This window comes from Mojavia sp. (genome assembly GCF_059505145.1).
Genome location: NZ_JCACKA010000093.1, coordinates 18247 through 42109, shown reverse-complemented (window position 1 = coordinate 42109; position 23863 = coordinate 18247). Strand labels below are relative to the sequence as shown.

Sequence of the window (23863 nt, the reverse complement as noted above, 5' to 3'; positions counted from 1 at the left end):
GAAGTTGCTACAGCCTGCGCGAAACACGGAAACGTGAAGGCGGAAGCTCTTACAGCCTACTCAAATCCTTCTGGCGTCTGCCTTGTGCCATTTGCTTTATTCCAATGCCACTAATATTTACCGATTAAAATTAAAACGCCCATCTACTTTTTTGCCTTTCACATCTGCATTAACTTTTACCTGATATTGTCCAGTTAGGTTTTCTTTTAACAAACCTGTGTAATGCTTATCTTTGGCATTGTATGTAAAAGGAACTGTCTTTTGTGTGCCATTAGGTAACTGAATTTGAGCCGTCACTTTGGCATTAGGTATTGCCTCGTGGTTGTCTCCTCTTTGCAAATATAAATCCAGATGAGTTGCATTAGCTTCTTTTACTGGGACAAACTCTAAATGGTAAGCTCCTGTTTCTACAACTTGACCCCCGTGAGATTTACCATGCTGCCCCTCTGTTTTAGTCACAGGTGAAACTGAAGGCTGAGTATTTGAACTAGTATTAGCTGCTTGATTAGCGTTACTACAAGCTGCTAATAAAAGTAACCCTAAACTTCCTATAATGATTAACCTAGATTTGAGTGAATTCATTAATTTAATCCTCATTTAAACTAATCATTTAATTACTAATATGTAGCCTGCTTTGACAACAAAATTTTGCCAAACTTAGCATATAACGCTGGGATAACTACCAGTGTTAATGCTGTAGATGTAAACAAACCACCCAATACCACTATTGAAAGAGGTTGCAATATTTCTTTGCCAGGCCCGCTGTCAACTATTAAAGGTGCTAATCCTAAAGCTGAGGTAAAAGCTGTCATCAAAATGGCGTTTAGTCTTTCCATTGAACCTTTGATCAAAACTTCTTTCAAAGGCATCCCTTCAGTAAATTTAGTGTTGTAGTTATCTACTAGTAATAAACCATTGCGGGTAGCAACTCCAAATAGAGTGACAAAGCCAACTAAAGATGCAATAGAAATAACGCCGCCAGACAATGCTACTGAAAAAACTCCCCCCACCAATGCCAAAGGTAAGTTAATCATAATCATGGCGGTAGAAGGAATAGATTTGACAGAAATATACATGATAACTGTAATTGCGACAAAGGCGATCGCACTCGAAATTAAAATATTTTGAGTGGCTCGCTCTTGCGCCTCAAATTGACCTGCATACTGTATGTAGTAACCAGCAGGCGGATGTACTTGTTGATTTACTTTCTCTTGAATTTCATTCACAATCGAGCGCAAATCTCTACCGCTGGTATTAGCAGATACGACAATCAAACGTGAGACGTTTTCCCGGTTAATTGTATTTGGGCCTGTGCCATTTTCAATTGCAGCAACTTGTGCTAAAGGAATCTTTTGCCCATCTGGAGTATCAACTAATAAATTGCGAATTGTATCTAAATTTTGACGTGCATCTGGCTTTAACCAGACAACCAAATCGAAGGTTTGTTGTTTATCTAAGATTTGGGAAACCACTCTTCCATTGAGGGCAGTTTCAATAATTTGGGAAATTTTTCCGACTGTTAAACCATAGCGAGAAGCATCTGTGCGATTGAATTTAATTTGTATTTGTTCGATTGGTACTTGAGGTTCAAGTTGTAAATCTACAATGCCATTTACAGTTTTCATTACCTCATTTACCTGACTCCCAAGCGTGCGGAGTTGTGCTAAATCAGGGCCGAAAATTTTGACTGCGATCGCACTCCTTACCCCAGACAATACCTCATCCATCCGGTGCGAGATAAAACCACCAATATTCGGCGCTACCCCTGGTAATTTAGCAAATTCCTGACGTAGCTTTTTAATCGCCGCTTCCCTATCTTCTATGGCTTCGCGGCTTAACTCAATATCCAAATGTGCCAAATTCACCCCAGCTGCATCGCCATCACCAGGCGCACGTCCAGAACGCAACTGTACATAGGGAAATCGAGAATCGCCTTTGAGTGCTTCCTGAATTGCTTCTCCCGCCGCATTGGTAGCTTCCAAAGATACGCCGGGATAGAGAGTTAGGGTATTTACCAAAGTTTGCTCTTGAAACTCTGGTAAAAACACTCTGCCGAAAGCCGGAGCGATCGCGATCGCTGCTACTGTACTAGCAATAGCTAAAGCTAAAATAATTCCCGAACGCCGTAGCGAAAATGTTAACAGCGGATAATACAGCCGCTTAAAAAATCTCGCTACCCAAGGTTCGGTTTCTGGCAAGTGACCGTAAGGTAATAAAATTGCACATAAAGCCGGAGTTATCGTCAATGCTGTGATACTTGAAGCAATCACTGCTGCCATGTAGCCTAACCCCATTGGGATAAAAATGCTACCTTCCACACCAGCCAAGGCAAACACAGGCGAAAAGACAACAATAGTAATTATCGTCGCTCCAAATACCGAATCACGTACCTCTTGACAACCATCAAATACCACATCTAAAACAGGCCTTGGTTTGGGAGAATATTTGTTTTCTCGCAGATTGCGGTAGACATTTTCGGCATCAACAATTGCATCATCAACTGCTGAACCGATGGCGACAGCTAGCCCTCCCAAAGTCATCGTATTTAAACCTTGTCCTAACCAATTGAGGAGGAATATTCCTAGTAATAAAGATAGAGGAAGTGCGGTTAAACAGATGGCGAGATTACGCCAATTCATCAAAAAGGGAATGAGGATAATAGCAACAATAATACTGCCTTCAATTAAAGCTTCGCGGACATTTTCAATCGAAGCATCGATATAGTTTTCTTGACGAAATGTCGGCGTAACTTTGATATCTTTGGGTAAACCCGCTTTTATTTCTGCAATCGCCTGCTCTATAGCACGGGTAACGGTGGGAGTATCGGCTTGAGGCTGTTTATTAATCATGACGATAATTGCCTTTTCACCGTTAAAACTGCCATCACCTCTTTTAATAGCTGCACCGATTTGCACATCAGCAACATCAGATATTTTGACTGGTGTACCATTGCGGGCAGTAATCACTGATTGCTGTAATTCTGCGATAGATTCAATCCTGCCAATACCCCGAATTAATTTTTCTCGGTCAGGGGTAATTAAATAACCACCAGGAGCATTAATATTCGCCGCAGCTGTTGCTTCTTCTACATCTGCCAAAGTAACATTAAAAGCTTTCAATTCCTCTGGATCAACTAATACTTGATATTGGCGACTATCACCACCATAAGCTACAACCTGACTTACACCAGGGACAGCCAAAAAGCGATTTGTGACTTGCCAATCGACAATACGGCGCACTTCCATTAAAGGAGTAGTTTGGGAGGTGAAGGCATATTGCAGTACAGTACCGATAGGGGAACTAGTAGGAGAAATTTGCGGCGTTTCTACCCCTGCTGGTAGCTTACTTTGTGCTTGTTGCAATCGCTCTGTTACCAACTGACGAGCTTGATAAATATCGTTTCCCCAGTTAAAAATAACTTTGACAACAGAAATACCCGCTGCTGAAGATGAACGTACTGCTGTCACCCCAGGAGTACCATTAATTGCACTTTCAATTGGTAAAGTTACCAGAGATTCTACTTCTTCAGGAGCGAGTCCTGGTGCTTCAGTTTGAATTTCAACTTGGGGTGGTGCAAAGCTAGGGAAAACATCCAAAGGCATTTGGATAATTGTGCGGAATATCCAAAACATCAGGATAATTGCACTGAGAATCACTAGCCAACGGCGAGCGATCGCCCACTTGATGATGGCACTAAGCATTGTTATCTCTCAATTTTAAATTCTGAATCCTGACTCGCTATGTGATGATTCTCAACCCATTCTGGCGATATATCTGCTTGCGCTGTGGTTAGTTGATATTGATGTTTACTGCGACGGCCAGCCCAGAAAGCACCAGCCATAAAAGCTACACTAGCGAGTGCTGCTCCTCCCCCAACTCCAACCCACCAAGGAAATGAGGAATTAGAAGTTGCTTCTTTCTCCTCTGCTCCTTCGCTCTCATGCTCCTCTGTTCCACTACCCCGCAGAGATTGTGCATAAAGTTGCGGAGCGCGTTGGGTAACAATCATATCCCCTTCAAATAAACCAGTTTTTACCTCCACCATGTCACCAGAGGTTTGGCCTAGCGTGACTTCAACTGGTTGGTAAGCATTGCCATTTTGTAGATAGACAACTTTTTTGTTATTAGCTTCTACCACAGCCGCACTGGGAATAGCCAAGATAGCTGGCGAGGTTTGGCTTGTCAAAACTTCCAACTCTGCAAACATTCCTGGTTTGAGTACACCGCCAGGGTTATTTATTTCGGCTTTCACAGGTACAACCCGCGTATCGCCTACTACTACAGAATTAATTACCGCAATTCGTCCCGTGAAAGTGCGATCGCCTACAGAACCAACTTTGACGCTAACTTGTTGTCCTGTTCTAACTTTGTCTAAATCTTTTTCATATATATTCGCTGTGGCAAAAACTCGACTGTCATTTACAATCGTCATCAACTTACCACCTGCATCCTCAAAAGATTGACCAAGGGTAGCTTCCCTATCTGCCACCTTCCCAGAAATCGGAGATGTTACCGTCACCAATCCTTTAGCATTGCCACGAATCCCCAGTTGTTGTAAGCGAGTTTCATAAGTGCGGCTACTGAGATTAATACGTGATTTTGCGACATTAACAGATGCCTGAGCGCGTTGAAGTTGATTTTCCGCTTCAATCACATCTCGGCGGCTATTGGCTTTGGTAAGTTCAGCTTTGGCTTGAGCTAGCTGGGTTTGGGATTCCAGGGCTGTGCGTTGTGGTAAAGCACCAGCATCAGCTAACTGCTTGTCTTTGTTATACTTTTCTTGAGCATAAGCTACTTGAATTTGAGCTTGGGCGATTTCAGCAGCAGCTATTTGTTGATAGCGATCGCGGTTTTGTTGCGCTAATTTTAAATCAGCTAATGCTTGTTGCAAATCAGCTTGTCCCTGAGCCAGTTTTTCTTGTGATTCCACACGCAGCGACACCAAGTCAGGACTTGATACAACAGCTACAGCTTGACCTTGTTTAACTGATGCACCAGGTTCTACCAATAGCTCAACCACCTTCGCCCCAGCAATTGGCGTTGTTACTTCCACTTGTTTGCTGGGTAGAGTTTCAATCTGTCCTGTAGCTTTTATACCCACAGCTAAACGCTCACGTTTGACCGGCTCAACTTTAATTCCTAGCCTTTGAGCAGTTTGAGCCTCAACTTGAATAGAATCTGTTGCTGGAGTAGCTTCACTTCCTCCTTGAAATTCATTTCCATGTCCGCCGTGGGCTAAAACTACTGCCGGAGTTGTCAGTAAAAGTAAACTCAGCAGTGTAATAGAGGCTATAAGTGGTTGGGAACGCAGAAAGTCAGACATCGCTAATTATGGGGACAAGGGGACAAGGGGAGAAATTATTATCCTTAACTCAGCACTCAGAATTCCCCCTGATTCCTAGTGTTTCATCTCAAAATGAAATTAGGATGAAATTGAGAACTGACCTAAACAGTGCTGTAGACGCTGCTGTAGGAAGCCGCAAGATGAAGCCAGTCATGTGGATAGGTTACTCGACTTGAGCAAACTGGTAAACGCAACCTTTTACATTGTTAATGCATCGACTTGCAAAAATTAACCCACCCTTTCTTTAACCTTGCCTTTTAGCAGTTTTCCTTTGCATGAAGTAGGCTAAACTCCTACTATCTGCGACTCTGCCGACAGGAGAAGTTTGCTCAACAGGGGAAACCCTCTTTCACCACTGGTCTCACCGCACCGCGACTTCACCGAAACTTGGGCTTATATCATGTCCATTCAAATAACCGTCATTGCGACCGTAGGGTAGCAATCCCAAAAGCATTGCGATTGCGTCGTTTCACTTCGTTCCACTCGCTGCGGACATTAAGGGTGATTTGCCGGACATGATATTACTTGTTATACCAAGCTTTGCGCCACTGTTGCATTTGGTTAATTTCTCTATTTTGCGCTTTGATAATTTCTTGAGCCAAGTTCTTGATTTCGGGACGCTGAGACTTTTGCAAAGCATCTTTAGCCATAGTCACAGCTGCTTCATGGTGAGGAATCATCGCGTTGATCAGGCGCAGGTCAAATTCGGTATCAGCAGCACCCAAGTTCATGTTCATCATCATGGCTTGCATTTGCTCAGATGACATCTCTATCATCTGACCCTTTTGAGCATCATAAGCCATTGGTTTATCTCCAGCTTTGGGATACCAAGCTGTGCGCCACTGTTTCATCTGGGTAATTTCTCGGTTTTGCGCTTTGATGATGTCGTCAGCTAACTTTTTAATTTCAGGGCGTTTGGATTTTTGCTGTGCTTCCTTTGCCATTAGGGTTGCTCCCTGATGGTGCGGAATCATCGCATCAATGAACCGCAAATCATAGTTGGCATCGGCTGCACCTAAATCCATAACCATGTTATGGTTCATCCCACTACCATGATGCATTCCATCGTGGTGGTTCATCAGTTGCTTATCGCTAGTATCAGTAGCGTTTGGTGCTTGGCTTTGCTTGTAGGAAGTATTCGTAGAACAGGCTGTCAGCACGCTACTGGAAAAAGAAGCGATCGCTACTAAGCTAAATGCCAATAAACTGTTTTTCAGAGTAGGAAGTTGCATAGGGGTGATTTCAATAATTTTCTGATTCGATTATGAAATCTCCAGTTAACTAGAGAGTCAACCCCTTATATGCCAAATCCTGATAGTTTTATCCTTGCTACCGCTAACCAAAGTTTTGCCATCAGGACTAAAAGCGACGGCATAAACCTCGGTTGAATGCCCCTCAAAATTGTGCATTGCCTCTCCCGTATACCTTTGCCAGACTTTCACAGTTCTGTCATCGCTGCCAGTAGCGATATAATCACCATTGGGGCTAAAGGCGATCGCATTCACATCAGCTGAATGTCCTTTAAAGGTGCGTATTTCCTTACCCGTATTCAGGTTCCACAGTTTAATGGTTGCGTCATCACTAGCACTCACCAACAGCTGGCCATTCGGGCTGATAGCTACAGCATTAACATCACCGAAATGTTTAGAATGACCATGTAGCTCTTTACCTGTATTTAGCTGCCAAACTTTGATAGTTCTATCGGCACTAGCACTGGCAATTTTTTTTCCATTCGGGCTAATAGCCACAGACAAAACCTCTGCTTGATGCCCGTTTAAGGTGCGTATTTCCTTACCTGTATTCAAATTCCAGATTTTAATACTTTTATCATAACTACCACTCACCACAGTTTGACCATCTGAGCTAATGGCAACCGAATGAACGTAACCTTGATGTCCCTTGAGGGTGCGAATTTCCTCGCCTGTGTTGAGATTCCAAATTTTAATAGTGTTATCTTTACTACCACTGACAACATTTTGACCATCTGGGCTAATAGCAACGGCATAAACCAAGTCAGAATGTCCCTTGAGGGTGCGGATTACTTTTTTGTGCTGCAAATTCCAAATTTTAACAGTCTTGTCATCGCTACCACTAGCTAATATTTCTTCCTGCCCTACAGATATTTGGGCCAAAGGTAGATTAGCTAGTTGTTTTTTACTTTGGGAAGCACCCGATGACGGTATGGGGCGAAAGGCGAGAGAATTAACTTCACCCTCATGTCCAGTAAGAGGTAAACTTTGCCAATGGGCATATCCTGCTAATCCTAAAAGCAAGATTACACCACCTATTAGTATTTGATATGGCAGCTTAATTTTGAGTTGAATCGCGTTGTGAGGAGCCGCGAATGCTTTGGGGCGCATCCTAGATAGTGAAGACTTGACAACACGATCCTGTGGTACAGTTGCGTGCTGTGGCTGCTGTGGCAAATCTTCTAGAACTGCATCTGCTGACTGATAGCGATGCTCAATCTCTTTTTGCAACAGCTTGTCTAACACCTGCTCCAATTTTGCAGACATTGGAGACTTCAGATGTTTTCGCCAGTGTGCCACCCAGCCATAACCTTCTTCCATATACAGATGAGATGGCTGAATTCCTGTTAATAGAGAAAAGCAAGTTACTCCTAAACTGAATAAATCACTCGCTGGATAGGCAAAGCCATACCTCATTTGTTCCATCGGCGCATAACCATAGGAACCAATGCTTGTACCTGTCAATTCCACAGAGGTTTGTGTTAGCTGTTTGGCAACACCAAAATCAATCAGCACTATATTTCCCCCTTGCCCTTTAGGGTGTAGGGTACGGCGCATAATATTGTCTGGCTTAATGTCGCGGTGAATTATTTGATGTTCATGAATAAAACTTAAAACGGGTAATAATTCACTCAACAGTTCCCAAATCTTCGCTTCACTGAAAGTTCCCTGCTGTCTCAACTCTTGCCGTAAACTTTGTCCCTGGATGAACTGCTGAACCAGATACAGGTAGTTATCCTGCTCAAAGTAAGCATACAAAGTGGGAATCTGGGGATGTTCTCCTAGCTGTTGCAGCCGCCGTGCTTCTTCGTGAAAAAGTTCAGTTGCTTTATTTAAGGCGTTAGTACCTTGAACTTGCGGTGCTAGCTGCTTAACAACGCAATACTCTTTGAGCTTATCTTCATCTTCTGCCAAAAAAGTTCTGCCAAATCCGCCGCCTCCCAGTGGTTGAATAATACGATAGCGGTTTCGTAACAGTGGTATTAGTTGTATCCCACAACTCTGGCAAAAATTTGTGCCGTCTGAGTTAAGGGGTTTCTCGCAACTGGGATTGAGGCAATAGCTCATAGTTCAGTATCTATCAGCAGTTATAATTTATGATAAATACTTTTTCATAGTACTTCGGATTAGCGATCGCTATGTTGTTAAATTCTCCTGTGAGCATCAAAAATAGGACAAGGGAGGGTATCAACTCTAGCAGGTTGTGTTTTGTAGACTTATCACCCCAGAATGTCAAGATTATGCAAAGTGGTAAAAAGTAATCCACGATCATAAATCTAATTGCCTTTAAAGCATCTTGTGGTGGGGATTGTACAGTTTTTTCTTATTTGTAATAAAAAATGCGTTTAGCGATCGCTAAATTTATCTTCCCAAGAACTAGGAGCGATCGCTAACGCACTTATGAAAACTCATGTGTTGGAGTTTACTCTGGTTTTCTGCTAATAATAGTTCGATGGCGAGGATCGCTGGCAACTGTAATTGGTTGAGCAAAACCTACTGCCTGCAATTCTGCCTCAATATCAAACGTGTAGTAATCATCGCTCCAAGGTTCAGTGCTTTTCATTAAGGTAAATAGAACAGGTGGTAGGTTTTGGATGACGCTCGATTTAGGGTTGTTATCTACCAACGCTATTGCACCACCAGGTCGTAGGAGTCGCAAAGCTTCTGCAAAAATTTCTTTGCTGGCATAGCCTGGAAGTTCATGAGTGACAAACTGGAGTGTCACTAGGTCAAAGGAGTTGTCTGGTAGTTTTGTGTCTTCGGCTTGGGCGTGAATCCACTCAGATATTTCTCTATTGATATCCCGATGACGAGCAACAGTAAGCATATATGGTGACAAATCAAGACCTACTGTGCGAACCGGATGACTTTGCTTTTGCTGGTAGTAGCGGTGCAGCGCTAGGGTAGAAATACCCACAGAACAGCCAATATCTAGAATATTCCGTACATCCGGCGGGCCATAGGTAGCTAGAACTTCATGAAAACTACCTCTAAGCCGTGCATGGGCAGTTTCCCAAGTTAAATTTTCTTTCGGCCACACCCGCAGTGCCATTGAGTAAGTAGCTGACTCTGTTTCAAAAGCCGCATCCCAGCAGAGGTTACCTTGAGAGTAAGCGTGGAAAGGTACTTTGTAGTAGTCAGGGTAAACAACATTAGGGTTAGTTACTTCCGAAATCTGCTGTTTGACTCCTGATAATTTAAGTGCCTCGTAGTTTTTGCGCCAGGGAACACCATTTTTCTCTGCGGTTTTGATGAGTACTTGTCTGGCTTGGTGTTTCATCAACTTGTAGATAGGCCCGGTCTGAATCAGAAGATTGACGAATTTGGAGAGCGTATCTTCCCCAGCCCAGTCTGGTTTTAGCTTGTTGTTCATCAGCTTGCAAAAATATAGGCAAGGTAATTAATAATGTAGATAGGTGAAAACCAACATTATTATCAGGGTTATCAGTTGCCTCTTGTCATTAAATAAAGTTGAGCTGCGCTGAAACAGAAGTTGACTTTTGTGATTGTGGGGGCTGGCCCCACCGATGTAGAATTAGCAGGTGCGATCGCGCAGTAGTGACTGATGGGACAAGATACTGACAGATCCTAAATCTTCCCCATGCAGAGATACCAATAGTACCCACAAGGCAAGCAATCAACAGGGCGTTTGTTTATTTAATTTTGATGCAAATTGTAGGCTGGCTTTGCGCTTTTGTCGTCAGTATCCAAACGATATAAAGAATCACTAGGAGCATTCATGACGGTTTCATAGCGTTGGCGCTCGTCCAGTTCTCGATTCCACTTATCTAGTAAAGAACGAGCTTCGGCTGGTATTACATAACGCAGCGATTTTTTCGTTTTTTTATTCTTAATTAAGATAACGCCAAAGTTGCGAGAATCGTTTTTAGAAGGGACAACCCGTAGAGAATATTGACCTGGAGTGGCAACTGTAGCAATCATAATGCCATCTGCAACGCAAGGACAGGGCGCATTTGCACCGTCTAGGTAAGTAACGTCCAAGTCGCGTGGTTTGGCATCAAGACGCTGCATTGCATCCAATCCTACACGAATTCCCAAAGCAATGTAACTACCAAAACCTCCGTGTACACGTTTGCCTAATGTTACCCATTCTTCAGGAGTTTGGGCTTTTACTAAAACGCTTGGAAATACAAACCACAAACAACTTAGCAAGCATAAGAGTCGCATCAGTTTTGCGATCATAATTATTTACTCTTTATCGCTAGATATTTTCAGATTTTCTAGCAAAGAGTATGAAAATGCTATAGCGGCTTATCAAACAGTGGATAAAAATAGGGAATACAAAGCAATACGGTTCCTCAGCTACAGCAATAAAGTAGCGCAGATGTCGTAGTTACCGATTTTTGATATTTTATAAGTATTAATTATAAATAAATATATATTGGACATCTCAAAAAAATCTAAATATCATACTCGTACAGAGATTTGCTCGATCCCAGAGCAATAGGTGTAAAAACAATGTCAGAGAATTTTAGAAGTAAAGTTGTTACACAAGGAGTGCAGCGCTCGCCTAATAGAGCAATGCTGCGTGCAGTAGGTTTTCAGGATGAAGACTTTAACAAACCGATTGTGGGTGTGGCTAATGCCTACAGCACGATCACTCCCTGTAACATGGGGATAAATAAACTAGCGCAAAGAGCCGAAGCTGGGCTGAGACATGCCGGGGCGATGCCACAAATGTTCGGCACGATTACTATTAGTGATGGGATTTCGATGGGAACTGAGGGGATGAAATATTCCCTAGTGTCACGAGAAGTGATTGCAGACTCGATTGAAACCGCCTGTAATGGGCAAAGTATGGATGGTGTCATTGCCATCGGTGGCTGTGATAAAAATATGCCAGGGGCAATGATTGCGATCGCCCGGATGAATATCCCGGCTATCTTTGTTTACGGTGGCACGATTAAGCCCGGACACTACAACGGCAAAGATTTAACAGTTGTCAGTTCTTTTGAAGCTGTAGGCCAATATAGTGCTGGCAAAATTGACGAAGCAGAACTATTAACAGTCGAACGTCAAGCTTGCCCTGGTGCTGGTTCCTGCGGTGGTATGTATACAGCAAATACCATGTCTTCGGCATTTGAAGCAATGGGGATGAGTTTGCCCTATTCTTCTACAATGGCAGCAGAAGACGAAGAAAAAGCCGATAGTACAGAAGAATCAGCATTAGTTTTAGTAGAAGCAATTCGCAATCAACTCTTACCCCGACAGATCATCACCAGAAAATCCATAGAAAACGCTATTTCTGTAATTATGGCTGTGGGTGGTTCTACAAATGCTGTGTTACACTTTCTGGCGATCGCCAATGCAGCTGGTGTAGAACTAACATTAGATGACTTTGAAACTATCCGTGGTCGTGTCCCAGTTTTATGTGATTTAAAACCCAGTGGTAGATATGTCGCCACAGACTTACATCAAGCTGGTGGTATTCCCCAAGTGATGAAAATGCTATTGGTGCATGGATTACTTCACGGTAACTGTATCACCATCACAGGTAAAACCATCGCCGAAACTTTAGCAGATGTCCCCGATGAACCACCCACCGATCAAGATGTGATTCGTCCTTGGAATAAGCCGATGTATGCCCAAGGTCACTTAGCCATCCTTAAAGGAAATCTCGCTACAGAGGGAGCAGTAGCAAAAATTACTGGGGTGAAAAAGCCAGTAATTACAGGCCCAGCACGGGTATTTGAATCTGAAGAAGAATGCTTAGATGCGATTCTCGCAGGTAAGATTAAAGCCGGTGATGTGCTTGTTATCCGTTATGAAGGCCCCAAAGGCGGCCCTGGGATGCGAGAAATGCTAGCCCCCACCTCAGCAATTATCGGTGCTGGTTTGGGCGATTCGGTAGGATTAATTACTGATGGGCGATTTTCCGGTGGTACTTACGGCATGGTAGTTGGTCACGTAGCTCCAGAAGCCGCCGTTGGTGGTGCGATCGCTCTGGTAGAACAAGGTGATAGCATCACTATTGATGCTAATTCTCGCTTGTTACAAATCAACATTGACGATGCAGAATTAGCTCTTCGCCGCGCCAAATGGCAACCCCGTCCACCCCGTTATACAAAAGGCATCTTAGCAAAATATGCGTCTTTAGTTTCCTCTAGCAGTGTTGGTGCTGTCACAGACTTGGACTTATTTAATGAGTAGGGAGGGGGGAGCAACGCGCTCATAGTGAGATCATCGTGAAATGATCTGGGGTAGCGGGGGTAGCTGGGGAAGCTGGGGGAGCTGGGGGAGTCATATCGTGTTCGGTTAAAGACTTATCATTAAGACCGCAGGAAAGCAGGGAGGAGGGTGCAGGGGGAGAAAGGCTTTTTACGTTTTTGCACAGATGCGGGAATTATAACTAATTATCCGAACTTGATATGATTGCAGAAATGCAATTGGATGAGTTGCGGTTGGCGATTGAACAACCTGCGGCGCATCATGTGGTAGTTTTTGAAACAGGGCTAGCACCTGACATCCCCAGCACAATCCTCTGCCGTCGTGCCCAGTCAAACCAAGTGCTAATATGATGTCCGGCAAATCACCCTGAATATGTCATTGCGAGTGGAACGAAATGAAACGACGCAATCGCAAAGTTTTTGGGATTGCTACCCTTCGGTCGCAATGACGGTTATTTAAACGGACATGATATGACATTCGGTTGTTACGGTATTTTTTCCCTTAGCCCCACTCTTGCAGCTGTTGATAAACAAGCCAGTAGGATTGTTAGACCATCCCTCTGTGATGTCTACGACAAGCCGCTATGCGTCTACGCAACCTTCACCAAACGCGAGCGCACTCAAGATAATTCCAGTTTTCCACAATGGTTTCATTTTACTGGGTCAGTGTAGTGCAGGAACCCATAATCTTAACCGCACTGAGGTTGAATATCTGGCAAGAGAAACCCCTGAGCATCTTGGCAATTTGGCAGCTAAAGTATTTCAGTTGCGGTTTCAATAAATAGCCACACATCCCCGCAGTTGTTCCTACTTTTAAAACATCCTCTTATCTTAGAACACTTTTAAATTTTTATTTAGTTCTTGATGTTACTTTAATAAGTAGGATAAATAACAATTTTAAATTTTCTACTTATATAAAACATCCTTCTTTTTCTGTCTATTAATTATTAATTTATGTAACTTTAACAGTTATATGCCAACTTTCCAGCTTTTTTCCTACGCTAAATCAATACTTTTAGGCTTTAATTTACTTAACTTTATTTCAATAATTGTTAAGAAATATGTGATTTATACATAGCTAATAGTTAGGGTTAAATATATCTAAAGTATAGTTACTTTTAAGTGAGTTTAAGGTTTATTGGTTGTCAGAGAGAAAATTAGTGAAAAATTCAATATATTCATCTCAAAATACCTTTGACAGCTAAAGCATGAAACATATTCTGATTACAGGTGGAGCGGGATTTATTGGTTCTCATTTAGCAGATGAACTACTGGCACAAGGATATCGAGTCCGCGTTCTAGATAATCTGGCAGCTCAAGTTCATGGATTCGGTGCCAAACGACCTGAATATTTAAACTCAGAAGTAGAGTTAATAGTTGGCGATGTTTGTGACTCAGATATAGTGCGACAGGCACTTAAGGGTATTGATGCTGTTTATCACTTAGCAGCAATTGTTGGTGTTGGTCAGAGTATGTATGAAATTGCTCAGTACACCAGTGTTAATAATATGGGTACAGCAGTTTTACTAGAAGCATTGATTGAGAAGCAGGTAGAGCGATTAATTGTCGCTTCTAGCATGAGTATATACGGTGAGGGGCTTTATCGTACTGCTGATGGCAATCTAGCTGTAGGAATTGAACGTAGCTTAGGACAACTTAAAGCAAGAGATTGGGAAGTTCGCAATCAAGCAGGAGAAGTATTAAAACCTATACCTACACCAGAAAGCAAACTACCTGCTTTGCCTTCTATTTATGCGCTTTCTAAGTACGATCAAGAGCGAATGTGTTTGATGATTGGCAAAGCTTATGGTATTGATACAGTCGGTTTACGATTTTTCAACGTTTTTGGAACCCGTCAAGCTTTGTCTAATCCTTATACTGGCGTTTTAGCAATCTTTGCTTCTCGATTTCTCAATAACAAGCCACCTCTAATTAATGAGGATGGTTATCAACAGCGTGACTTTGTAAGTGTCTATGATGTTGCTAAAGCTTGCCGTTTAGCTTTAGAAGTAAAAGAAGCAGCAGGCCATGTTTTTAATATTGGTAGTGGTAGGCAATACACAATTCGTGGGATTGCCGAACAAATGGCGACTGTGTTAGGGAAAGAACACATCCAAGCAGAAATTACTGAAAAGTACCGTGTGGGCGATATTCGTCATTGTTTTGCAGATATTACTAAAGCACGGCAAATTCTAGGTTATGAACCCCAGATAACTTTAGCCGAGGGTTTGGTGGAATTAGCAAGCTGGCTAGAGGGTCAAGTGGCGTGCGATCGCACCCCAGAAGCTAGAGCAGAACTCGCTGTACGCGGCTTGACAGTATGAGTAAATTAACACTCTCAAAAATATCTGCGTTTATCTGCTGTCTTTGCGTCTGAATCATTAAACAAAGACGCTTCAGAGAACAACAAAGGAATAATTTCTATGGTGACAAAGTTGAAATCAAATATTTCAACGTTAAATACTGAAGGAAAAATGGCATCTGCATCAACAGCAAATAATCCGGTTTTGGGTGTACTAGAGTGGTTTCGTCCAGGGGAATATGAGCGAGTTGATTGGTTATTAGCTGATTTGAAAAGATTGGGCGTAACCCAGTTACGTACAGGGTTTTCTTGGGCTGATTGGCATACATCACAAGGGCAAGAATGGTACGCTTGGTTATTTCCTAAACTAGCTCAATCGGTAAATATTCTGCCTTGTTTTCATTATACGCCCCCATCTTTAGGCATTGAGCCGAAGACATCTGCACCACCACGTCAACCAAAAGATTTTGCCGATTTTTTAGATTTAATGATTACTAAGTTTGGCAAATACTTTGAATGGGTAGAATTGTGGAATGAGCCGAATAATTTAAATGATTGGGATTGGCGACTCGATCCAGAATGGAACATCTTTGCAGAAATGATCGGCGCGGCGGCTTATTGGAGTCAGCAACGAGGAAAAAAAACTGTACTTGCTGGTATGGCTCCTTCTGATGCTAACTGGTTGCGACGGATAGGCCAAAAAGGTGTATTAGCTTATATTGATGCCGTTGGTATACATGGTTTCCCTGGAACTTGGGAGTTTGATTGGGAAGAATGGGCGGTAAAGGTTGAGCAAGTGCAAGAGGTACTAGCTCAATTTAATGCGGATGCCCAAGTGTGGATTACTGAGACAGGTTTTTCTACTTGGAAGCATGATGAACACGCACAACTAGAAGCTTTTATAAGTGCGATCGCTGCGCCTGTAAAACGAGTTTACTGGTATGCAGGATACGATTTACAACCCGATCAGCCTACACAAGATGGTTTGTATTGTGATGTGAGACATTATCACATGGGTTTAAAACGGGCAGACGGTTCGCCCAAGTTGTTATACCGTTTGTGGGCTGATTCTGGTTTAGATGCAGTACGTAACGCTTTAGAACTAGGTAAACCTGCACCAATAGAATGCCATGAACAACGACCTGTATTAATTACAGGTGGGGCTGGATTTATTGGTACTAACTTAGCGCATCGTTTGTTAAGTTCGGGGCGGACTGTATTAATATTTGATAATCTTTCCCGTCCGGGTGTAGAGGCAAACTTGCGTTGGTTGCGCGAAGTACATGGCGATCGCGTACAGATTCAAATTGCAGATATTCGAGATTCCTATGCGATTACTGAAGCTGTTCAATGTGCCGAGCAAATTTTTCATTTATCTGCACAAGTAGCGGTAACTACAAGCTTAAAAAATCCCATACATGACTTCGAGGTAAATATTCGTGGCACTTTGAATTTACTCGAAGCAATGCGGAATATGGAAAATCCACCGCCTTTAGTATTTACATCGACGAATAAAGTTTATGGAGATTTACAAGATATTAAATTGCAACTTAATAGTAAACGTTATCAACCAGTAGATGAATTAATTCGTAATAGTGGTATTAGCGAAGGGCGTAGTTTAGCATTTCATAGTCCCTACGGTTGTTCTAAAGGTGCAGCAGATCAATATGTGCTGGACTACGCTCACACCTTTGGTTTATCAACTGTAGTTTTTCGCATGAGTTGTATTTACGGCCCTCACCAATTTGGTACTGAGGATCAAGGATGGGTAGCACATTTTTTAATTAGTGCTATTGAAGGGCAACCTATTTGCTTATACGGAGATGGAATGCAAGTACGAGATGTGTTGTTTGTAGAAGATTTAGTTGACGCATTTTTACTAGCCCAAAATTGTATTCACAAACTATCTGGTCAAGCTTTTAATATTGGCGGCGGTGCAGCTAATACTATTAGTTTATTAGAATTAATTGATTTAATTGGGAAAATTCAAGGCAATAGACCAAATGTAAAATTTGATTGTTGGCGACCAGGAGATCAACGTTATTACGTTTCTGATACAAGTAAATTCACGGCGGCTACTGGTTGGAAACCGCAAGTAAATGTTCGTCAAGGTGTGCAGCAACTTTATCAATGGTTATTGAAGTCGCGGGGTTTAATATCTGCACCACTCGTAGTTGGGAGGATAAGTGTATAGATTTTTGGGATAAGTCTTGTACTGATTCTCTGTAAAGATGCATTTAATTTTTATGAAACGAACCGCAAAGGACGCAAAGAACGCAAAGAAAGAGAGAGATAGTTATTTAATGCAAGTTTATAAAGAATTGGTATTACACAGATAAACACATAAAAATAATTGATTTTTACCAAATATCTTATGAAATATGCACTGATTAATCCTAACTGGGCTTTTGATGGCAGTATTTATTTCGGTTGTCGTGAGCCTCATTTACCACTAGAGTATGGTTATGCCAAAGCTTTATTAGAGCAAGCAGGGCATGAGGTATTGCTAGTAGATGGACAACTGGAACAACTATCTTTAGAAGAGATAAAAACGCGGGTTACTAACTTTCAACCAGATTTTTCTGTAATTACTACTGCACCTAGTTATTTATTCTGGCGATGTGCGCCACCGGAGGTGCGTGTCCCTCAAATAGTAGTAAATTATTTGCATGAAATTGGTGGTATTTGGATAGCAGTTGGCCCTCATGGTTCCACCACACCTAAAGCTGCGTTAAAAAAACTAGGTGTGGATGTAGTAATTATGGGTGAGTGTGAGGAAATATTGCCGCAATTTGCCCAGAAAACAAAAAAACAGTGGCAAGAAATTTCTGCTATTTGTTATTGGGATGGTGATACGCCACGCATTCAAGGTAGTCCCCATGTTGGTGATATGACAAGCCTACCTGCGTTACATTGGGCTGATGAGTTAGTTAAAAAACACCACCATCACCATCATCGTTTTGATGTTGTGCCAACAGGGTTAGGCGCAGAAATGGAAGTTTCTCGCGGTTGTCCTTATCACTGTTCTTTCTGCGCTAAAGAAAATTTTCGCAATAACTACCGCAAGCGTCCTTTATCTGTAATTTTAGAAGAATTAGATGGATTTATAGGTCAAGGTGTTGAGTATATCTATTTTATTGATGAGATTTTTCTGCCGAATAAGGAGTTATTAAAAGCTTTAGTAGAACGTCCAATTAAGTTTGGCATTCAAACGCGCATTGATTTGTGGAATCAAGAAATGTTAGACCTTTTAGGTGCAGCAGGTTGTGTTTCTATTGAAGCAGGAGTAGAAAGTATTACAGCAGAAGGTCGTCAACTACTCGATAAAAATTGTAAGTTATCAACTCAACAATTAAGCGATCGCTTAATCTATGCCAAGCAGCGAGTACCATTTGTCCAAGCGAACTTATTGGAATCAAAAGTAGACGCACCAGAAGCAATTGAACAGTGGCGAGAATATTTGCAAAAATTTGGAGTTTGGGCAAATAAACCTGTACCTTTGTTTATTTATCCTGGTTCGCCAGAATACACAAAAAAATGGGGTTTTCCAGATGACCATGCTTGGGAACGCGCCCACGCTCACTATTTAGAAGTTTACGCCCAGTTTAGTGATATTCAAGAACAGCAACCTGTACCTTTAAGCGAGTTAGAAATTAGCAAGAGGTGAGGAGTGAAGAATAAACCTCAACGTATTTTAATGACTGCTGATACTATCGGCGGTGTTTGGACATACGCACTTGAACTGACAAAAGCTTTGGGAGAATATGGTGTAGAAGTTGCGATCGCAACAATGGGCGCACCGTTAACTAGCGAACAGCGTCACGAGGTAAAACAAATTACCAACCTGACCTTATTTGAAAGCAACTTTAAACTAGAATGGATGCCCAATCCTTGGCAGGATGTCCAGCAAGCGGGTGAGTGGTTATTACAACTTGAGGCACAATTACATCCTGATATTGTGCATCTCAATGGTTATGCTCACGCATCCTTGCCCTGGAAAACACCTAAGTTAATCGTAGCTCATTCTTGTGTTTTATCTTGGTGGCAAGCAGTCAAAGGAGAAGCAGCACCTAGTGAATGGGAACTCTACCGTCATGCAGTAATACAAGGTTTGCAAGCTGCGGATTTGGTGGTAGCACCTTCAAAAGCAATGCTGACTGCACTTAATCAACATTATGGTGTGATTACTAATAGTCAAGTAATTCTCAATGGTCGAGATAACAAGCTATTTATACCAGGAGAAAAGTCAGCATTTGTCCTCAGTGTAGGGCGCTTGTGGGATGAAGCTAAAAATGTAGCAGCACTAGAAAAAATTGCACCACAGCTGAATTGTCCCATTTATGTTGCGGGAGATACCCAGCATCCGCAAGGTGGAAATATCACAACTACACAGGTTAATTTGTTAGGTCGTTTGTCTCCGCAAGAATTAGCTCCTTGGTTGACAAAGGCAGCTATTTATGCATTACCTGCTCGCTATGAACCGTTTGGTTTATCTGTATTAGAAGCAGGTTTAGCTGGATGTGCCTTAGTGTTAGGTGATATTCCAAGCCTACGAGAAAATTGGCAAGATGCAGCAATTTTTGTGCATCCAGATGATTTAGAAGCTTTGCAAGCAGCTTTAAACTTTTTAATTGCGAATGCAGTGTATCGTCAAAATTTAGCACAAAAAGCTAGCGATCGCGCCTTAAAATTTACTTCCCAAAGCATGGCAGCAAAGTATTTATCCGCTTACAGTAACCTTTTACAGCAGATGACAAATGTATTGTATTAAGTTGAGCGCAACAATTATGAATTTTTTAGGACACAGATGTACGCAGATGAAGAATTTGATTATTTCTATGAGGAACTAAATTGATTAACTAACATTTAATGTTAAACCTCGTCCATTTTGAAACCTGGAGTAGTGATGGCTCTCTAGCCCGCTACTACCACCAGGGAGCAAGATGCTCCCACTACTTTTAAAACTATGGTTCTCAAAATAGATGTGGTTTAAAAGAATAACTACAGGAATTACGCATATCTACTCTTTCTTGTCTTTCTTGGCGCTCTTGGCGTCTTGGCGGTTATTAAAATCCTATGCAAATCGTAATTTTTTGCCACTCACTCTTATCCGATTGGAATCACGGCAATGCCCACTTTCTTCGCGGCATTACAACAGAATTGATCTCACGCAGACATCAAGTAAGAGTTTACGAACCCAGAGAAGCTTGGAGTCTACAGAATTTAATAGCAGAACACGGGGAAAATGCGCTTACGCAATTCCATTCCACCTACCCGCAACTGAACAGCATTCGCTACGACTTAGAAACCTTAAATTTAGATACAGCTTTAGCTGAAGCCGACTTAGTTTTAGTGCATGAGTGGAACGACCACCAGCTTGTACAACAAATTGGCAAACATCGTCAGCATTCAGATAAATATAAACTATTTTTCCACGATACCCACCATCGCTCTGCCACAGCACCAGATAGCATGGCAGCTTATGACCTAAGTAATTATGATGGAGTTCTCGCATTTGGAGGCGTTGTCCGCGATATTTATCTAGCGCGTGGTTGGGCAAAACAAGCTTGGACTTGGCATGAAGCCGCAGATACACGAGTGTTTCATCCAGTAAATACACAACAAGAACCAGAAGGCGATTTAGTCTGGATTGGTAACTGGGGCGATGAAGAACGTACAGCCGAATTACACGAATTTCTGATCCAACCAGTTAAAAAATTAGGATTGAAAGCACGTATATATGGCGTGCGTTATCCAGACTCAGCACTACAAGCACTTAAAGATGCAGGTATTGAATACGGCGGCTGGTTGCCCAACTACAAAGTACCAGAAGTATTTAGCCGCTTCCGCGTTACCGTCCACGTACCCCGTCGTCCTTATGCAGCTACCCTTCCAGGTATTCCCACAATTCGACCATTTGAAGCACTTGCTTGTGGTATCCCATTAATTTCTGCACCTTGGCAAGATATAGAACAATTATTTAATCCAGGCAAAGATTTTCTAGTTGCTCATACAGGAGAGGAAATGCAACACTATCTCAAAGAAGTATTAACAACCCCAACAATAGCACAGGAACTTGTCACAAATGGACTACATACAATTCAATCTCGCCATACTTGTAGCCATCGGGTAGACGAATTACTAAACATCTGTAGCAGCCTAAATCTTTAAACTTCTTACATGAGTCAATAAAATCTTGGGCGTTGCTGAATTTGAATATGAAATGCAAAAATCAACTCTTTTCAACTCTTACTCTCTGCGACTCTGCGCCTCTGCGTGATTCAAATTCATATTTCCTCTCAGCAACGCCAAATCTTGATTACATCTGCGTTTATCTGCGGTTAAATTTACAATTATGAATCTTAACATCGCTTTTTTTGGTTCTAGCCTCGTATCCGCCTACTGGAATGGAGCAGCAACATATTACCGAGGCATTATTCGCGCCTTACACGATCGCGGACATCATGTAACCTTTTATGAACCAGATGCTTATGAACGACAACAACATCGAGACATCCCCGATCCAGATTGGGCTAAAGTTGTTGTTTATTCAGCAGATGAAGCAGGCGTATCTTCAGCATTAAAACAAGCCGCATGTGCAGATTTAGTAGTAAAAGCTAGTGGAGTTGGGGTATTTGATACTTGGTTAGAACAAGCAGTTTTAGACTTACAATCATCTACTACTTTAGTAGCTTTTTGGGATGTAGATGCACCCGCAACACTCGATAGAGTACAAGCCGATCCTAGCGATCCCTTTTTACCTTTAATTCCTCGCTACGATTTAGTTTTAACTTATGGTGGTGGCGATCCAGTAGTCAAAGCTTATGAGGCACTAGGCGCAAAAATTTGTGTCCCAATATATAACGCACTCGATCCATCTACGCACCATCGGGTTATACCAGATCCCAAATTCAGGGCTGATTTAGGTTTTTTAGGTAATCGTTTACCAGATAGAGAGGCGCGGGTAGAAGAGTTTTTCTTACAAGCTGCTGCTGCACTTCCAGATAAAGAATTTATTTTAGGTGGAAACGGTTGGGGTGATAAATCTTTACCAGCAAATGTACGCTATCTCAGTCATGTTTATACTGCTGACCACAACGCATTTAATTGTACTCCTCTAGCTGTATTAAATATTAGTAGAGAAAGTATGGCGCGTTATGGTTTTTCTCCAGCAACGCGGGTATTTGAAGCGGCGGGTGCTGGTGCTTGTTTGATAACAGATAAATGGGAAGGTATTGAACAATTTTTAGAGCCTGAAAAGGAAATTTTGGTAGCTCAAAATGGTGAGGAAGTTGCAGAAAAATTGCGATCGCTTTCACCAGAACACGCCCGTTCCATCGGTACAGCAGCACGTCAGCGTGTTTTAGCAGAACATACTTATGCTCATCGTGCCGCACAATTAGAGGTTTTATTAGGTGCAGTGCGCTCGCCTGTTTATCTTTAGTTCGTCAATATCAAATTTTTTAACGCAAAGAACGCAGAGGTAAACGCAAAGGTACGCGAAGGTAAAAACTAATTTTTGCAAGAGTATTTAAGTCACAATAAACGATGAAAAGCTCTCTTGAGTATTCCTTTAATATCGTCATTCTCGGATTATCAATTACTTCTTCTTGGGGTAATGGACACGCAACTACATATCGTGGACTAATGCGTGAACTTTGTGCGCGTGGGCATCGGGTATTATTTTTGGAAAGAGATGTTCCCTGGTATGCAGCAAACCGCGATTTACCTTGTCCTCCCTATGGGCAAACTGAGTTATATAGTAATCTGCAAGACCTCAAAGAACGATTTACTAAGGAAATACAAACGGCAGATTTAGTAATTGTCGGTTCTTATGTACCCGAAGGCGTTGCTGTTGGGGAATGGATAACGAGTATGACTAAAGGTGCAACGGCTTTTTACGATATTGATACGCCTGTGACTTTGGCAAAATTATCGCGTGGGGATACAGAATATCTCTCTTTTGATTTAATCCCTCGCTATCAGTTGTACTTATCTTTTACAGGTGGGCCAATTCTTGGGCGTATTGAGCAGCAGTATGGATCGCCAATGGCAAGACCATTATATTGCTCTTTTGATCCGGCTTTATATTATCCAGAATCTCACACCCAGAAATGGGACTTAGGTTATATGGGTACTTATAGTAGCGATCGCCAACCTATACTAGAAAAGTTATTACTAGAACCTGCGCGTTATTGGCAACAAGGACGCATGGTTGTAGCTGGGCCCCAGTATCCTAATGATATTCAATGGCCTGCAAATATTGAGCGGATTGAACATTTACCGCCTGCAAAGCATCGAGAATTTTATAATGCTCAAAGATATACCCTCAACATAACTCGTACTGATATGGTGCAAGCAGGTTACTCGCCTAGTGTGCGTTTATTTGAAGCTGCTGCTTGTGGTACACCGATTATTAGTGATTATTGGGAAGGACTGGATACATTTTTTAAGTTTGGTACAGAAATTCTTGTCTCTTATACAGCTAAAGATACTCTGCGCTATTTACAAGAAATATCAGAAACCGAACGCATTGCTATAGGCGATCGCGCCCGTCAGCGTGTTCTAACATCTCATACTGCTGCCCATCGTGCCATAGAATTGGAAAGCTACGTCTTACAGTTACTTGCTAAACAGTAATAAACTATCGCCCTCTTTCCCCTCACCTCAAAATTATCATTTTTATTCAAACTATTTTGAGTATTTTAGGTGATTGACAAAATACCCTTTATTCTAACTTCTTACGAGTGAAGTGGCTGTATCAATATTGCTCAAGTTG

At 42.0% G+C, this 23863-nt stretch carries 17 protein-coding genes; 10 read left to right on the top strand and 7 right to left on the bottom strand.

What is annotated here, in order from left to right:
* Positions 1-117: 117 nt before the first annotated feature.
* From AC5JL8_RS26895 to AC5JL8_RS26865, 7 genes are all read right to left on the bottom strand, one after another.
* Positions 118-582 carry a hypothetical protein gene (locus tag AC5JL8_RS26895; protein ID WP_495882745.1) on the bottom strand — a complete coding sequence of 155 codons (465 nt, stop codon included), beginning with the start codon at positions 580-582 and terminating at the stop codon, positions 118-120.
* A gap of 35 nt (positions 583-617) precedes the next feature.
* Positions 618-3701: an efflux RND transporter permease subunit gene (locus AC5JL8_RS26890; RefSeq protein WP_495882744.1), complete on the bottom strand. Its 3084-nt coding sequence runs from the start codon at positions 3699-3701 to the stop codon at positions 618-620.
* A gap of 2 nt (positions 3702-3703) precedes the next feature.
* Positions 3704-5323 (bottom strand): efflux RND transporter periplasmic adaptor subunit, encoded by a 1620-nt coding sequence (locus tag AC5JL8_RS26885; RefSeq protein WP_495882743.1) that lies wholly within the window; start codon positions 5321-5323, stop codon positions 3704-3706.
* Between the two features lie 542 nt (positions 5324-5865).
* Positions 5866-6576 carry a DUF305 domain-containing protein gene (locus tag AC5JL8_RS26880; RefSeq protein ID WP_495882742.1) on the bottom strand — a complete coding sequence of 237 codons (711 nt, stop codon included), beginning with the start codon at positions 6574-6576 and terminating at the stop codon, positions 5866-5868.
* A gap of 57 nt (positions 6577-6633) precedes the next feature.
* Positions 6634-8661, bottom strand: a complete 2028-nt coding sequence (locus AC5JL8_RS26875; protein ID WP_495882741.1) for a protein kinase domain-containing protein — start codon at positions 8659-8661, stop codon at positions 6634-6636.
* Between the two features lie 355 nt (positions 8662-9016).
* Positions 9017-9967 carry a class I SAM-dependent methyltransferase gene (locus AC5JL8_RS26870; RefSeq protein WP_495882740.1) on the bottom strand — a complete coding sequence of 317 codons (951 nt, stop codon included), beginning with the start codon at positions 9965-9967 and terminating at the stop codon, positions 9017-9019.
* Between the two features lie 284 nt (positions 9968-10251).
* On the bottom strand, positions 10252-10797 hold the full coding sequence (locus tag AC5JL8_RS26865) for a formylmethanofuran dehydrogenase subunit E family protein (protein WP_495882739.1): 546 nt from the start codon (positions 10795-10797) through the stop codon (positions 10252-10254).
* Between the two features lie 276 nt (positions 10798-11073).
* Between AC5JL8_RS26865 and ilvD the strand changes: the two genes are divergently transcribed.
* The 10 genes from ilvD to AC5JL8_RS26815 all read left to right on the top strand — a co-directional run bounded on the left by ilvD (position 11074) and on the right by AC5JL8_RS26815 (position 23724).
* Positions 11074-12765: a dihydroxy-acid dehydratase gene (ilvD, locus tag AC5JL8_RS26860; protein WP_495882738.1), complete on the top strand. Its 1692-nt coding sequence runs from the start codon at positions 11074-11076 to the stop codon at positions 12763-12765.
* 218 nt (positions 12766-12983) lie between these two features.
* Positions 12984-13133, top strand: coding sequence for a hypothetical protein (locus AC5JL8_RS26855; RefSeq protein WP_495882737.1), 150 nt, complete (start codon positions 12984-12986; stop codon positions 13131-13133).
* Between the two features lie 172 nt (positions 13134-13305).
* Positions 13306-13563, top strand: coding sequence for a hypothetical protein (locus AC5JL8_RS26850; RefSeq protein WP_495882736.1), 258 nt, complete (start codon positions 13306-13308; stop codon positions 13561-13563).
* A gap of 427 nt (positions 13564-13990) precedes the next feature.
* Positions 13991-15106 (top strand): NAD-dependent epimerase/dehydratase family protein, encoded by a 1116-nt coding sequence (locus AC5JL8_RS26845; protein WP_495882735.1) that lies wholly within the window; start codon positions 13991-13993, stop codon positions 15104-15106.
* 99 nt (positions 15107-15205) lie between these two features.
* Complete coding sequence (locus AC5JL8_RS26840) at positions 15206-17278, top strand: GDP-mannose 4,6-dehydratase (RefSeq protein WP_495882734.1); 2073 nt, start codon at positions 15206-15208, stop codon at positions 17276-17278.
* Positions 17279-17458: 180 nt separating this feature from the next.
* Positions 17459-18751 carry a TIGR04295 family B12-binding domain-containing radical SAM protein gene (locus AC5JL8_RS26835; protein WP_495882733.1) on the top strand — a complete coding sequence of 431 codons (1293 nt, stop codon included), beginning with the start codon at positions 17459-17461 and terminating at the stop codon, positions 18749-18751.
* A gap of 3 nt (positions 18752-18754) precedes the next feature.
* Positions 18755-19855, top strand: a complete 1101-nt coding sequence (locus tag AC5JL8_RS26830; protein WP_495882732.1) for a glycosyltransferase family 4 protein — start codon at positions 18755-18757, stop codon at positions 19853-19855.
* A 305-nt stretch (positions 19856-20160) separates the two neighbouring features.
* A complete protein-coding gene (locus AC5JL8_RS26825; RefSeq protein ID WP_495882731.1) occupies positions 20161-21255 on the top strand; it encodes a CgeB family protein in 1095 nt (364 codons plus the stop codon).
* A gap of 184 nt (positions 21256-21439) precedes the next feature.
* Complete coding sequence (locus tag AC5JL8_RS26820) at positions 21440-22528, top strand: CgeB family protein (protein ID WP_495882730.1); 1089 nt, start codon at positions 21440-21442, stop codon at positions 22526-22528.
* A 104-nt stretch (positions 22529-22632) separates the two neighbouring features.
* Entirely contained in the window at positions 22633-23724 is a 1092-nt protein-coding gene (locus AC5JL8_RS26815; RefSeq protein ID WP_495882729.1) for a CgeB family protein, read from the top strand.
* The last annotated feature ends 139 nt before the right edge of the window (positions 23725-23863 follow it).

Bases quoted from the DNA above. Each gene is read 5' to 3' on its own strand.
- AC5JL8_RS26895 (WP_495882745.1), bottom strand. From the start codon at position 582: ATGAATTCACTCAAATCTAGGTTAATCATTATAGGAAGTTTAGGGTTA.
- AC5JL8_RS26890 (WP_495882744.1), bottom strand. From the start codon at position 3,701: ATGCTTAGTGCCATCATCAAGTGGGCGATCGCTCGCCGTTGGCTAGTG.
- AC5JL8_RS26885 (WP_495882743.1), bottom strand. From the start codon at position 5,323: ATGTCTGACTTTCTGCGTTCCCAACCACTTATAGCCTCTATTACACTG.
- AC5JL8_RS26880 (WP_495882742.1), bottom strand. From the start codon at position 6,576: ATGCAACTTCCTACTCTGAAAAACAGTTTATTGGCATTTAGCTTAGTA.
- AC5JL8_RS26875 (WP_495882741.1), bottom strand. From the start codon at position 8,661: ATGAGCTATTGCCTCAATCCCAGTTGCGAGAAACCCCTTAACTCAGAC.
- AC5JL8_RS26870 (WP_495882740.1), bottom strand. From the start codon at position 9,967: ATGAACAACAAGCTAAAACCAGACTGGGCTGGGGAAGATACGCTCTCC.
- AC5JL8_RS26865 (WP_495882739.1), bottom strand. From the start codon at position 10,797: ATGATCGCAAAACTGATGCGACTCTTATGCTTGCTAAGTTGTTTGTGG.
- ilvD (WP_495882738.1), top strand. From the start codon at position 11,074: ATGTCAGAGAATTTTAGAAGTAAAGTTGTTACACAAGGAGTGCAGCGC.
- AC5JL8_RS26855 (WP_495882737.1), top strand. From the start codon at position 12,984: ATGATTGCAGAAATGCAATTGGATGAGTTGCGGTTGGCGATTGAACAA.
- AC5JL8_RS26845 (WP_495882735.1), top strand. From the start codon at position 13,991: ATGAAACATATTCTGATTACAGGTGGAGCGGGATTTATTGGTTCTCAT.
- AC5JL8_RS26840 (WP_495882734.1), top strand. From the start codon at position 15,206: ATGGTGACAAAGTTGAAATCAAATATTTCAACGTTAAATACTGAAGGA.
- AC5JL8_RS26835 (WP_495882733.1), top strand. From the start codon at position 17,459: ATGAAATATGCACTGATTAATCCTAACTGGGCTTTTGATGGCAGTATT.
- AC5JL8_RS26825 (WP_495882731.1), top strand. From the start codon at position 20,161: ATGCAAATCGTAATTTTTTGCCACTCACTCTTATCCGATTGGAATCAC.
- AC5JL8_RS26820 (WP_495882730.1), top strand. From the start codon at position 21,440: ATGAATCTTAACATCGCTTTTTTTGGTTCTAGCCTCGTATCCGCCTAC.
- AC5JL8_RS26815 (WP_495882729.1), top strand. From the start codon at position 22,633: ATGAAAAGCTCTCTTGAGTATTCCTTTAATATCGTCATTCTCGGATTA.